A 13016-nucleotide genomic window follows, 5' to 3' on the forward strand; every position below is an offset into this window, starting at 1 on the left:
CGGTCTCGTCGTTTACCCCCCCCTTTCTCTTTTCTCACTTCTTTCCCCCCCCCCCCCCCCCGCGATGGGGGAGGCTCAATCCAGTGCCTTCCAGATCTCGCTGGCGTATTCACGAATGGTTCGGTCCGACGAGAACCACCCCATCCGCGCGGTATTGAGCACCGCCATGCGCCACCACTCCTGGGGCGTATGCCACAGCTCCTCGACCCGTCGCTGGGCATCCCAGTAGGCGTCAAAGTCGGCACACACCAGGAAGCGGTCATAGGCGATCAGGCCATCCACCAGCCCGGTATAACGCGACGGATCATCCGGTGAGAACACCCCGCTGCGGATCGCCTGCAGCACATCACCCAAGCGGTGCGACGCCCCAATCGCCGCGCTGGCGCCAAAGTCGCCACTGCGCTTGCGCGCCTCCACCTGCTGCGCGGTCAGGCCGAAGATGAACATGTTCTCGGCACCGACCTGCTCGCACATTTCGACGTTGGCGCCGTCCAGGGTACCGATGGTCAGCGCGCCGTTGAGCCCGAACTTCATGTTGCTGGTGCCAGAGGCTTCGTAACCGGCCGTGGAGATCTGCTCGGACAGGTCGGCCGCCGGGATGATGCTCTCGGCCAGGCTGACGTTGTAGTTGGGCAGGAACACCACCTTGAGCAGGCCGCGCACGGTCGGGTCGTTGTTGACCACCCGGGCGATGTCGTTGGCCAGCTTGATGATCAGCTTGGCCTGGTGATAGCTGGCCGCCGCCTTGCCGGCGAAGATCTTCACCCGTGGCACCCAGTCGGTGCCGGGGTCGTGGCGCATGGCCTGGTACAGCGCCACGGTGTGCAGCAGGTTGAGCAGCTGGCGCTTGTACTCGTGGATGCGCTTGACCTGCACGTCGAACAGCGCCTCGGGGTTGACCGTCACCCCCAGGCGGTCCTGGATGATGGCCGCCAGGGCACGCTTGCTGTGCAGGCGCTGGGCCGCGAACTGCTTGCGGAAGTCGGCCTTGTCGGCAAAGGGCACCAGGGCCTTGAGCTTGCCTTCCGGGTCGTCCAGCACCTCCGGGCCCAGCGCCTCGATCAGCATCGCCGTGAGCGGCGGGTTGGCCTGGTAGAGCCAGCGGCGGAAGGTGATGCCGTTGGTCTTGTTGTTGATCCGCTGCGGGTAGAGCTTGTGCAGCTCGGCGAACACCGTGCTCTTCATCAGCTTGCTGTGCAGCGCCGACACGCCGTTGACACTGTGCGACCCAAGGAACGCCAGGTTGCCCATGCGTACCCGGCGGCCGTTGTCTTCTTCGATCAGCGACACCGCGCGCAGCACGTCGAAGTCGTGCAGGCCTTTGGCTCGCAGCGCGTCGATATGGTAGGCGTTGATCAGGTAGATGATCTGCATGTGCCGCGGCAGCATGCGCTCCATCAGCGCCACCGGCCAGGTTTCCAGGGCCTCGGGCAGCAGCGTGTGGTTGGTGTAGGCCAAGGTGCCGACGGTCACCTGCCAGGCGGTGTCCCAGGGGATCTCGTGCTGGTCGACCAGCAGCCGCATCAACTCGGCCACGGCGATCGACGGGTGGGTGTCGTTGAGCTGGATCGCCGCTGCATCCGGCAGGTTGAGCAGGTTGTCATGCATGTTCAGGTGGCGGCGCAGCAGGTCTTGCAGCGAGGCGGAGACGAAGAAGTACTCCTGGCGCAGGCGCAGCTCCTGGCCGGCCTCGGTGCTGTCGGCCGGGTACAACACCCGCGAAATGCTCTCGGCCCGGGCCACCTCGGCCACCGCACCCAGGTGATCGCCGGCGTTGAAGCGCTCCAGGTGCAGCTCTTCCAGCGCCCGGGCGCGCCACAGGCGCAAGGTGTTGACGCTGGAGCCACGCCAGCCGACCACTGGCGTGTCGTAGGCCACGGCCCTTACCGTTTCGCCCGGCCACCAGACCTGGCGCTGCTTGCCAGTGCCTTCCTGCACGGTTTCGACACTGCCGCCAAAGCTGATCGGGTAGATCACCTCGGCACGCTCGAACTCCCAGGGGTTGCCGAAGTCCAGCCAGTTCTCGGTCTGCTCCTGCTGCCAGCCATCGACCAGCGCCTGGCGGAACAGGCCGTGTTCGTAGCGGATGCCATAGCCATGGGCGGCAATGCCCAGTGTCGACATGCTCTCCATGAAACACGCCGCCAGGCGCCCGAGGCCGCCGTTACCCAGCGCCGCATCCGGCTCGAGCAGGCGAATGCGCTCAAGGTCCACGTCCAGGCCCTGCAGCGCCTCGCGGGCGACCTCCAGGTAACCCAGGTTGCTCAGGCTGTCGTACAGCAGCCGGCCGATGAGGAATTCGAGGGAAAGGTAATACACCCTCTTCTGGCTGCGGCGGTAGGCCCGCCGGGTGTGGTCCATCCAGTGGTCGACCATGTGGTCGCGGGCCGCCAGGGCGATGGCCTCGAACCAGTCGTGGTCGAACGCGTGTTCCGGGTCCTTGCCGACCGCGTAGGTCAGCTTGGCCAGCACGGCGGCGCGAAAATCCGCCACCTCCTCATGATGAGCTTTGGCCTCACGGGCCTTGTTTTCCTGGGACATGCGGCATCCTCGGGCAAGTAGGCTAAAGCGCAGGGAAAGTGTTCAGCCTAGACGGTCTGACACAGAGCGACAGCAACGGTTCGCGGATTTCATGCGCCAGGCGGGAATCGGGCAAAAGGTTGTTCACAAATTGAACAACTCCGGTATGATCGCGCGCCCCAAGACCGTGATTCGCCCCCATAACGATGAAAACGACCCTGATCGCCGCCGCCGAAGTCGACCGCCTGGAGACCTGGCAGCGCTATGCCAGCCACATGTGCGGTGGCTGCCACTCGACCTGTTGCACCTTGCCGGTGGAGGTGAAGATCAAGGATCTGATCCGTATCGGCGTGGTGGACGAGTTCGAAAAAGACGAACCGCCAAAGAACGTGGCCAAGCGCCTGCAGAAGGAAGGCATCATCGAGCGCTTCAACCAGAAGTCGGGGATCTTCACCCTGACCCGGATGAGCAACGATGACTGCATGTACCTGGACCGCAAGAGCCGGCTGTGCACCATCTACGACAAGCGCCCGGACACCTGCCGCAACCACCCCAAGATCGGGCCGCGGCCGGGGTATTGTGCTTATAAGCCCAAGGTGGTTGGGCGCTGATCTTTAGCCTGTACCGGCCTCTTCGCGGGTAAACCCGCTCCCACAGGATCTCTGCAAAGTTCAGAGCCTGTGCAGTACCTGTGGGAGCGGGTTTACCCGCGAAGAAACCAACGCAAATACTGAAGGCAAAAAAAAAAGCCCCCGGCCTTTCGACCGGGGGCGTTTTCATTCAGCCAAAGCTAACTTAGCTGTTTTTGGCTTTCTTGGCAGCGCGGGTACGCTCGCTTTCGTCCAGGATCTTCTTGCGAAGACGGATGGACTTCGGCGTTACTTCGCACAGCTCGTCTTCCTGGATGTATTCCAGAGCCTGTTCCAGGGTGAAGCGAACAGGCGGAACCAGGGCGATGACTTCGTCTTTACCCGAAGCACGCATGTTGTCGAGCTTCTTGCCCTTGGTAGGGTTGACGCCCAGGTCGTTGTCGCGGCTGTTCTGGCCGACGATCTGACCGTTGTAGATCTCCTGACCGTGCTCGACAAACAGCTTGCCGCGCGCCTGCAGGGTTTCCAGCGAGTAGGTCAGTGCCTTGCCGGTTTCGACCGAAACCAGTACGCCGTTCTGACGGCCGGACATGTGGCCGGACTTCACGGTGTCGTAGCGATCGAAGATCGAGGTCAGGATGCCTGCACCGTTGGTCAGGGTCAGGAACTGGTTACGGAAACCGATCAGGCCACGCGCCGGGATGTTGTATTCCAGGCGTACACGGCCCTTGCCATCCGGGACCATGTTGGTCAGGTCGCCTTTACGCAGACCCATCTCTTCCATGACCTTGCCCTGGGATTCTTCAGGGATGTCGATGGTGACGTTTTCGAACGGCTCCTGCTTCACGCCATCCACTTCACGGATGATCACTTCCGGACGGCCCAGGGCCAGTTCGAAGCCTTCGCGACGCATGGTTTCGATCAGTACCGAGAGGTGCAGCTCGCCACGGCCCGAGACCTTGAACTTGTCTGGGGAGTCGGTTTCTTCAACGCGCAGGGCAACGTTGTACAGCAGCTCTTTGTCCAGACGGTCCTTGATGTTACGGCTGGTGACGAACTTGCCTTCCTTGCCGCAGAACGGCGAGTCGTTGACCTGGAAGGTCATCGAAACGGTAGGCTCGTCGACGGTCAGCGGCTTCATCGCCTCAACGGCAGTCGGGTCGCACAGGGTGTCGGAGATGAACAGCTCGTCGAAACCGCTGATGCAGACGATGTCGCCAGCCTGGGCTTCTTCGACGTCAACGCGGTGCAGACCGTGGTGACCCATCAGTTTCAGGATACGGCCGTTACGCTTCTTGCCGTCGGCGTCGATGGCGACAACCGGGGTGTTCGGCTTGATGCGACCACGGGCGATACGGCCAACACCGATCACACCCAGGAAGCTGTTGTAGTCCAGTGCGGAGATCTGCATCTGGAACGCGCCGTCACGGTCAACAGCTGGCGCTGGAACGTGGTCGATGACCGCCTGGTACAGGGCAGTCATGTCTTCGCCCATGTCGGTGTGGTCCAGACCGGCGATGCCGTTCAGGGCCGAGGCGTAGACGACTTTGAAGTCCAGCTGTTCGTCGGTGGCACCGAGGTTGTCGAACAGGTCGAAGATCTGGTCCAGAACCCAGTCAGGACGCGCGCCCGGACGGTCAACCTTGTTGATCACGACGATTGGCTTCAGGCCAGCTTCGAAGGCTTTTTTGGTCACGAAGCGGGTTTGCGGCATCGGGCCGTCTTGGGCGTCGACCAGCAGCAGCACGGAGTCGACCATCGACATTACACGCTCAACCTCGCCACCGAAGTCGGCGTGGCCGGGGGTGTCGACGATGTTGATGTGGTAGCCGTTCCAGTTGATGGCGGTGTTCTTCGCCAGAATGGTAATGCCGCGCTCTTTTTCCTGGTCGTTGGAGTCCATGACGCGCTCGTCGTTGAGCTCGTTACGCTCCAGGGTGCCGGACTGACGCAGGAGTTTGTCGACCAGGGTGGTTTTACCATGGTCAACGTGGGCGATGATGGCGATGTTACGCAGATTTTCGATCACAACTGTATCTCGATCAGAGGATTCGGTTGCCGCCAGTGTAGGCGGCGAATATGTACGGTTTGAGGCTCAGCGGGCCCGATGGTCGGGAGGGCGATGGCGGATGCTGCCGCCATACAGCCCTGGGGTCTTATGTCGGACGATAAACACGCACATTGGCATGTCCCTCACTGAGCAGGTGGTGTGCGTGCAAACGGCTCATCACACCTTTGTCGCAATACAGCAGGTACTGGCGCGTGGGGTCCAGGTGCTTGAACTTGCTGTTGATCGCGTAGAACGGCATGGCCTGGACTTCGATACCGTCCAGCGCCAGAGGTTCGTCTTCCTGGGCATCGGGGTGACGAATGTCGATGATGATCTGGCCCGGCAGTGCCTCGGCCACTTCCTCGATCTCGATGTCCTTGCCCAACTCGTCGATCACGTGGTCGATGGAGATGAACTTGGCGCGCTCCAGGGCACGCTCCAGCACCGCCATGTCGAACTGCTTTTCTTCGTGCTCCATGCGGTGACGCTTGGCATGGGTGGTCGGGTTCACCGAAATCACGCCGCAGTACTCAGGCATGTGCTTGGCGAAGTCGGCGGTGCCGATTTCGGTGGCCTGGTCGATGATGTCCTGCTTGTGGCTGGCCAGCAGTGGGCGCAGCACCAGCTTGTCGGTGGCCGAGTCGATGATCGACAGATTCGGCAGGGTCTGGCTGGACACCTGGGAGATCGCCTCACCGGTGACCAGCGCGTCGATCTGCAGACGCTCGGCCATGTGCGCGGCACCGCGCAGCATCATGCGCTTGAGGGTCACGCCCATGTAGCTGTTGTCGACCTTGTTGAGGATTTCGCCGACCACTTCCTCGAACGGCACGCTGATGAACAGCACGCGCTGGCTGCTGCCGTACTTCTTCCACAGGAAGTGCGCCACTTCCATCACGCCCAGCTCGTGGGCGCGCCCGCCGAGGTTGAAGAAGCAGAAGTGCGTCATCAGGCCGCGGCGCATCATCTGGTAGGCGGCCACGGTGGAGTCGAAGCCACCGGACATCAGCACCAGGGTCTGCTCCAGGGCGCCCAGCGGGTAGCCGCCGATGCCGTTGTGCTGGTTGTGGATCACGTACAGGCGCTGGTCGCGGATCTCGATGCGCACCAGCACTTCGGGCTTCTTCAGCTCGATGCCGGCAGCGCCGCATTGCTGGCGCAGCTGGCTGCCGACATAGCGGTCGACGTCCATCGAGGTGAAGTCGTGGTGGCCGCCACGCTTGCAGCGCACGGCGAAGTACTTGCCGGCCAGCAGGTGACCGAAGTGCTGCTTGCACTTCTCGACGATGTCGTCAAAGTCGCCCAGCGGGTATTCCTGCACCTGCAGGAAGTGGGTGATGCCCGGGGTGCAGCGCAGGCGCTCGATGATTTCGCGCTGGATCTTTTCGTCCTCGATGCGGGTGACCACCTCGAGATTGTCCCAGACACCATCGACCGCGAGCTCAGGATCGAGGTCCTTGAGCACGTTGCGGATGTTCTTGCTGAGCTGACGGATGAAGCGCTTGCGCACCGGTCGGCTCTTGATGGTGATCTCTGGGAAGACTTTGACGATAAGTTTCATTGGTTTAACAGCGCGCGCAGGGCCTGCCGAAAATGAGGGGCGCGAATTATATCGGAAATTGCTCAGGTTTTGACCAACTTTTGATCAGAAGCTTTGAGATAAATGTATGGGCGGGCTTTTGTGCTGCCTGTTCCGGCTCTTCGCGGGTAAACCCGCTCCCACAGGGACCGCACAGATGCCATAGGCCGTGCGAACCCTGTGGGAGCGGGTTCACCCGCGAAGAGGCCCCCAAAGAAAGCACACCAACCCGTAAAGCACACCAGCCGGTCAGTGCACTCTATTGGTGCATCGCTACCAAAATTCGCATCTTAAGAGTGCACCTTTCCCCGCCACCCCACCGTCAGATGCCCGCAAACGCCTCCTTTTATCCCACTCTCGCCATTTTCGGGCACTGGCATGCAATTTGCTCTCTTGTGAGGCAGGTACGCTTGGCCGACTATCCGCGCCTGGCAACACCCTTTTTCCAGAGCAGCGGCCCACCGCGCTCTAGACCATCCGGAGGACAACATGTCGAAGTCGGTTCAACTCATCAAAGATCATGACGTCAAGTGGATTGATCTGCGTTTCACGGACACCAAAGGCACTCAGCACCACGTGACCATGCCGGCGCGTGATGGCCTGGACGAAGACTTCTTCGAAGTCGGCAAGATGTTCGACGGTTCCTCCATCGCTGGCTGGAAAGGCATCGAAGCCTCCGACATGATCCTGCTGCCGGACGACTCCACCGCCGTGCTGGACCCGTTCACCGAAGAGCCGACCCTGATCCTCACCTGCGACATCATCGACCCTGCCAGCATGCAGGGCTATGACCGCGACCCACGCGCTATCGCCCGTCGCGCCGAAGAGCACCTGAAAGCCACGCTGATCGGTGACACCGTGTACGCCGGCCCAGAGCCTGAGTTCTTCATCTTCGACGAAGTGAAGTTCAAGTCCGACATCTCCGGCTCGATGTTCAAGATCTACTCCGAGCAAGGCTCGTGGATGTCCGACCAGGACGTGGAAGGCGGCAACAAAGGCCACCGTCCAGGCGTCAAAGGCGGCTACTTCCCGGTTCCGCCGTTCGACCACGACCACGAAATCCGTACCGCCATGTGCAACGCACTGGAGGAGATGGGCCAGACCGTCGAAGTTCACCACCACGAAGTGGCGACTGCCGGCCAGAACGAAATCGGCGTCAAGTTCAACACCCTGGTGAAGAAGGCCGACGAAGTTCAAGCGCTGAAGTACGTCGTGCACAACGTTGCCGACGCCTACGGCCGCACCGCTACCTTCATGCCTAAGCCACTGTACGGCGACAACGGCTCGGGCATGCACGTGCACATGTCGATCTGGAAAGACGGCAAGAACACCTTCGCGGGTGAAGGCTATGCCGGCCTGTCCGACACCGCCCTGTACTTCATCGGCGGCATCATCAAGCACGGTAAGGCCCTGAACGGCTTCACCAACCCGGCCACCAACTCCTACAAGCGTCTGGTACCTGGCTTCGAAGCCCCGGTAATGCTGGCCTACTCGGCTCGCAACCGTTCGGCCTCGATCCGTATCCCTTACGTTTCCAGCCCGAAAGCCCGCCGTATCGAAGCGCGCTTCCCGGACCCGGCGGCCAACCCGTACCTGTGCTTCGCCGCCCTGCTGATGGCCGGCCTGGACGGTATCCAGAACAAGATCCACCCAGGCGACGCCGCCGACAAGAACCTGTACGACCTGCCGCCTGAAGAGGCGAAAGAGATCCCACAGGTGTGCGGTAGCCTGAAAGAAGCCCTGGAAGAGCTGGACAAGGGCCGTGCGTTCCTGACCAAGGGCGGCGTGTTCTCCGACGACTTCATCGATGCCTACATCGAGCTGAAATCCGAAGAAGAGATCAAGGTCCGTACCTTCGTTCACCCGCTGGAATACGAGCTGTACTACAGCTGCTGATTTGATCGACGCCCCGCGTCGGTGACATCAGGACGGCCTCCCCAGGGAGGCCGTTTCCATTTCTGCACCGCCTAAATCGGACTAACCCTACAGCCACACCTGGCGACACTGCGACACTCGATGCTCCATCAACCCAGGAGATCGTCATGCGCCCTACCCACCTAGCCCTGACCTGCTGCCTCGCACTGTCGGGCTGCAGCACACCGCCACCGCCCCCTTCAAACCTCGACCCCCTGCTCGATGCCATCGAGCAACGCCTTGACCTGGCCGAAGCCGTCGCGCTGCACAAATGGGACCGAGGCCAACCGGTTCAAGCCAGCGCTCGCGAACAACAGGTGCTGGCCAATGCACGCCAGGCCGCAACCGCCTACTCGCTGGCCCCGGCACGGGCCGAAAGCTTCTTCGCCGACCAGATAGAGGCCAGCAAACTGCTGCAGTACCACCTGCTGGACAGCTGGCACCGCGCACGCCAAGCACCCGCCCTGCCCCGGCGCGACCTTGGCGAGGATGTGCGCCCCGCCCTGGACCGGCTGCAGGCGCAGCTACTCGCCGCCCTTGCCCGCTTCGACCAGGCGCCCCCGGCCGACTGCCCCAGCTACCTGGCCGATGCCCTGCAACAGCGCACACACGAACCCGTGCGCCACCTCGCCCTGGTCCGCGCCAGCAGCCAGCTGTGCAAAAGCTGACGAGCGCCCTATGCTCCATATTGGTGCATTGCCAGGCCTGACGCCCCAGCATGCACCCCACTTTGGGTCACGTGAATCGTTTAACCAGGACTTTATGTCCTGAATTAGCGCGAATACAGGCTTTTATCCGCCATTTCCGCTTCTTTTCAGAGCCTTGGTTTGGTTCTTGCATTTTCATCGCATCCAGCACGTCATCCGTGCGCGCCCCAGGCCTGTCCGGGGCGCCAAAAGAGTGCCAACAGAGGTCAACGACGCCTTATGACCATCAGCGATGCACAGCACCGTCTGCTTCTGGACAACCTGACCACGGCCACGCTTCTGCTCAACGCCGAGCTGCGCCTTGAGTACATGAACCCGGCGGCGGAAATGCTCCTGGCCGTCAGTGGCCAGCGCAGCCATGGGCAGTTCATCAGCGAGCTGTTCACCGAATCGGCCGAGGCACTCAACTCGCTGCGCCAGGCGGTGGAGCAGGCGCATCCGTTCACCAAGCGCGAAGCCCAGCTGACCTCGCTGACCGGCCAGAGCATCACCGTCGACTACGCCGTCACGCCGATCCTGCACCAGGGCAATACCCTGCTGCTGCTCGAAGTGCACCCGCGTGACCGCCTGCTGCGCATCACCAAGGAAGAGGCCCAGTTGAGCAAGCAGGAAACCACCAAGATGCTGGTGCGCGGCCTGGCCCACGAAATCAAGAACCCGCTGGGCGGCATTCGCGGCGCAGCGCAGTTGCTGGCCCGCGAATTGCCCAACGATGGCCTGCGCGACTACACCAACGTGATCATCGAAGAGGCCGACCGGCTGCGTAACCTGGTCGACCGCATGCTCGGCTCGAACAAGCTGCCGTCGCTGTCGATGACCAACATCCACGAAGTGCTGGAGCGCGTGTGCAGCCTGGTGGAGGCGGAAAGCCAGGGCGGCATCACCCTGGTACGCGACTACGACCCCAGCCTGCCGGACGTGCTGATCGACCGCGAGCAGATGATCCAGGCGGTGCTCAACATCGTGCGCAATGCCATGCAGGCCATCGGCGGGCAGAACGAACTGCGCCTGGGCCGCATCACCCTGCGCAGCCGCGCCGTGCGCCAGTTCACCATCGCCCACGTGCGGCATCGCCTGGTGGCCCGGGTCGAGATCGTCGACAACGGCCCGGGCATCCCCGCAGAACTGCAGGACACCCTCTTCTACCCCATGGTCAGCGGCCGCCCGGACGGTACCGGGCTCGGCCTGGCCATTACCCAGAACATCATCAGCCAGCACCAGGGCCTGATCGAGTGTGAAAGCCACCCCGGCCACACCGCCTTCTCGATCTACCTGCCCCTGGAACAAGGAGCCACCGCCTCATGAGCCGAAGTGAAACCGTCTGGATCGTCGATGATGATCGCTCCATCCGCTGGGTCCTGGAAAAGGCCCTGCAGCAGGAGGGCATGACCACCCAGAGCTTCGACAGCGCCGACGGCGTGATGGGCCGCCTGGCACGCCAGCAGCCTGATGTGATCATTTCCGATATCCGCATGCCCGGTGCCAGCGGCCTCGACCTGCTGGCACAGATTCGCGACCAGCACCCGGGCCTGCCGGTCATCATCATGACCGCGCACTCCGACCTGGACAGTGCCGTGGCCTCCTACCAGGGCGGCGCCTTCGAGTACCTGCCCAAGCCGTTCGACGTCGACGAGGCGGTGTCGCTGGTCAAGCGCGCCAACCAGCACGCTCAGGAACAGCAAGCGCTGGAGGTGCCCCAGGCACTGGCCCGCACCCCCGAGATCATCGGTGAAGCACCGGCGATGCAGGAGGTGTTCCGCGCCATCGGTCGCCTGAGCCACTCCAACATCACCGTGCTGATCAACGGCGAATCGGGTACCGGCAAAGAGCTGGTGGCCCATGCCCTGCACCGCCACAGCCCGCGCGCGGCTGCGCCGTTCATCGCCCTGAACATGGCGGCGATCCCCAAGGACCTGATGGAGTCCGAGCTGTTCGGCCATGAAAAAGGCGCGTTCACCGGCGCCGCCAACCTGCGCCGTGGCCGCTTCGAGCAGGCCGACGGCGGCACGCTGTTCCTCGACGAAATCGGCGATATGCCCGCCGACACCCAGACCCGCCTGCTGCGCGTGTTGGCCGACGGCGAGTTCTACCGGGTTGGCGGCCACGTGCCGGTGAAGGTCGATGTGCGCATCATCGCCGCGACCCACCAGAACCTGGAAACCCTGGTACAGGCCGGCAAGTTCCGCGAAGACCTGTTCCACCGCCTCAACGTGATTCGCATCCATATCCCGCGCCTGTCCGACCGCCGCGAAGACATCCCGACCCTGGCCCGCCACTTCCTCGGCCGCGCCGCCCAGGAACTGGCGGTCGAGCCCAAGCTGCTCAAGCCGGAAACCGAAGAGTTCATCCGCAACCTGCCGTGGCCGGGCAACGTCCGCCAGCTGGAAAACACCTGCCGCTGGATCACCGTGATGGCCTCCAGCCGCGAGGTGCTGATCGGCGACCTGCCGCCGGAGTTGCTCAACCTGCCGCAGGACGCAGCGCCAGTGACCAACTGGGAGCAGGCCCTGCGCCAGTGGGCCGACCAAGCCCTGGCCCGTGGCCAGTCGAGCCTGCTGGACAGCGCCGTGCCCAGCTTCGAGCGGATCATGATCGAGACCGCGCTCAAGCACACCGCCGGGCGGCGCCGCGATGCAGCGGTACTGCTGGGCTGGGGGCGCAACACCCTGACGCGCAAGATCAAGGAGTTGGGGATGAAGGTCGATGGCGCCGAGGATGATGACGGCGACGACCACTGAGTTCTGATGCAGCATGCCATCGCGTGGGAGCGGGCTTGCCCCGCGATGGCTTCAGCCCTGAAACATGATGTGCCCATTGCCTTGGGCGTGCCTTATCCTGCCGACCTAACTTGTTGTTTTCCCTTATCGAGGAATACGACATGGAAAGTCCTGCCTCCCATCGACTGCGTCGCGGTCGAGTCTCTGAGCCTGGTCGGGCCTATCTGCTGACCAGCACCACCAAGGACCGGCTACCCCTGTTCCGCGGCTTCCAAGCGGCGCGCTGCCTGCCACCTACTTTCGCGCAGGCAGAGGCCGAAGGCTCGGTCCTGAGCCTTGCATGGGTGATCATGCCCGATCACGTGCACTGGCTGATCCAACTCAGAGACAACACCCTTTGCACTGTCATGCGTCGCTTCAAATCACGCAGCCGTTGCTCGCTGTACAAAATGGGCAAGCTCAACGGGCAGCTATGGCAAGCCGGCTATCACGACCGAGCACTCAGACGCGAAGAAGACCTGCGAAGCTTTGCCAGGTACGTGGTTGCCAACCCTGTCAGGGCGGGGCTGGTCAGCCGCGTTGGAGACTACTCGCACTGGGATGCGATCTGGGTTTAGAGGGAGATTGTAATCGCGGGGCAAGCCCGCTCCCACGACAGATCGCGTTCTTGTACGCGGGAGCGGGCTTGAACTGGGATGCGATCTGGGTTTAACGGGAGATTGCAATCGCGGGGCAAGCCCGCTCCCACGACAGATCGCGTTCTTGTACGCGGGAGCGGGCTTGAACTGGGATGCGATCTGGGTTTAACGGGAGATTGCGATCGCGGGGCAAGCCCGCTCCCACGGCAGATCGCGTTCTTGTACGCGGGAGCGGGCTTGAACTGGGATGCGATCTGGGTTTAACGGGAGATTGCAATCGCGGGGCAAGCCCGCTCCCACG

Annotated in this window: 9 protein-coding genes; 6 read left to right on the forward strand and 3 right to left on the reverse strand. The window is 62.6% G+C overall.

The features are described from left to right. Nucleotides 1–75: 75 nt before the first annotated feature. Nucleotides 76–2541 (reverse strand): glycogen/starch/alpha-glucan phosphorylase, encoded by a 2466-nt coding sequence (locus tag ACO6VM_RS19260; RefSeq protein WP_422403660.1) that lies wholly within the window; start codon nt 2539–2541, stop codon nt 76–78. A 185-nt stretch (nt 2542–2726) separates the two neighbouring features. Here ACO6VM_RS19260 and ACO6VM_RS19265 point away from each other — a divergent pair, with 185 nt between their 5' ends. After that, nucleotides 2727–3131 carry a YkgJ family cysteine cluster protein gene (locus ACO6VM_RS19265; protein ID WP_153788958.1) on the forward strand — a complete coding sequence of 135 codons (405 nt, stop codon included), beginning with the start codon at nt 2727–2729 and terminating at the stop codon, nt 3129–3131. Nucleotides 3132–3315: 184 nt separating this feature from the next. Here ACO6VM_RS19265 and typA read toward each other — a convergent pair whose 3' ends face one another. Continuing rightward, on the reverse strand, nt 3316–5139 hold the full coding sequence (gene typA / locus ACO6VM_RS19270) for a translational GTPase TypA (RefSeq protein WP_401055569.1): 1824 nt from the start codon (nt 5137–5139) through the stop codon (nt 3316–3318). Between the two features lie 127 nt (nt 5140–5266). Continuing rightward, nucleotides 5267–6721 (reverse strand): tRNA uracil 4-sulfurtransferase ThiI, encoded by a 1455-nt coding sequence (thiI, locus tag ACO6VM_RS19275; RefSeq protein ID WP_422403661.1) that lies wholly within the window; start codon nt 6719–6721, stop codon nt 5267–5269. 507 nt (nt 6722–7228) lie between these two features. On the opposite strand from thiI, the gene glnA reads away from it, so the two are divergent. From glnA to ACO6VM_RS19300, 5 genes are all read left to right on the forward strand, one after another. Continuing rightward, nucleotides 7229–8635 (forward strand): type I glutamate--ammonia ligase, encoded by a 1407-nt coding sequence (gene glnA / locus ACO6VM_RS19280; protein ID WP_401055573.1) that lies wholly within the window; start codon nt 7229–7231, stop codon nt 8633–8635. A gap of 146 nt (nt 8636–8781) precedes the next feature. Then, nucleotides 8782–9321, forward strand: a complete 540-nt coding sequence (locus ACO6VM_RS19285; protein ID WP_422403662.1) for a chorismate mutase — start codon at nt 8782–8784, stop codon at nt 9319–9321. 258 nt (nt 9322–9579) lie between these two features. Beyond that, entirely contained in the window at nt 9580–10665 is a 1086-nt protein-coding gene (glnL, locus tag ACO6VM_RS19290; RefSeq protein ID WP_153788960.1) for a nitrogen regulation protein NR(II), read from the forward strand. Beyond that, complete coding sequence (gene ntrC, locus ACO6VM_RS19295; protein WP_125860812.1) at nt 10662–12098, forward strand: nitrogen regulation protein NR(I); 1437 nt, start codon at nt 10662–10664, stop codon at nt 12096–12098. Before glnL ends, ntrC begins: the two co-directional genes overlap by 4 nt. Nucleotides 12099–12238: 140 nt before the next feature. Then, the gene (locus tag ACO6VM_RS19300; protein ID WP_422403663.1) at nt 12239–12694 is read left to right on the forward strand and encodes an REP-associated tyrosine transposase; all 456 of its coding nucleotides are present in this window, start codon (nt 12239–12241) and stop codon (nt 12692–12694) included. Nucleotides 12695–13016 lie beyond the last annotated feature (322 nt).

It is taken from the genome of Pseudomonas sp. GZD-209 (genome assembly GCF_049310485.1).
Lineage (GTDB): Bacteria > Pseudomonadota > Gammaproteobacteria > Pseudomonadales > Pseudomonadaceae > Aquipseudomonas > Aquipseudomonas sichuanensis.

What these genes read in the sequence shown, in the direction of transcription:
- thiI (WP_422403661.1), bottom strand. Translation starts at nt 6,721, where the DNA reads ATGAAACTTATCGTCAAAGTCTTCCCAGAGATCACCATCAAGAGCCGA.
- ntrC (WP_125860812.1), top strand. Translation starts at nt 10,662, where the DNA reads ATGAGCCGAAGTGAAACCGTCTGGATCGTCGATGATGATCGCTCCATC.
- glnL (WP_153788960.1), top strand. Translation starts at nt 9,580, where the DNA reads ATGACCATCAGCGATGCACAGCACCGTCTGCTTCTGGACAACCTGACC.
- ACO6VM_RS19260 (WP_422403660.1), bottom strand. Translation starts at nt 2,541, where the DNA reads ATGTCCCAGGAAAACAAGGCCCGTGAGGCCAAAGCTCATCATGAGGAG.
- ACO6VM_RS19285 (WP_422403662.1), top strand. Translation starts at nt 8,782, where the DNA reads ATGCGCCCTACCCACCTAGCCCTGACCTGCTGCCTCGCACTGTCGGGC.
- ACO6VM_RS19265 (WP_153788958.1), top strand. Translation starts at nt 2,727, where the DNA reads ATGAAAACGACCCTGATCGCCGCCGCCGAAGTCGACCGCCTGGAGACC.
- ACO6VM_RS19300 (WP_422403663.1), top strand. Translation starts at nt 12,239, where the DNA reads ATGGAAAGTCCTGCCTCCCATCGACTGCGTCGCGGTCGAGTCTCTGAG.
- glnA (WP_401055573.1), top strand. Translation starts at nt 7,229, where the DNA reads ATGTCGAAGTCGGTTCAACTCATCAAAGATCATGACGTCAAGTGGATT.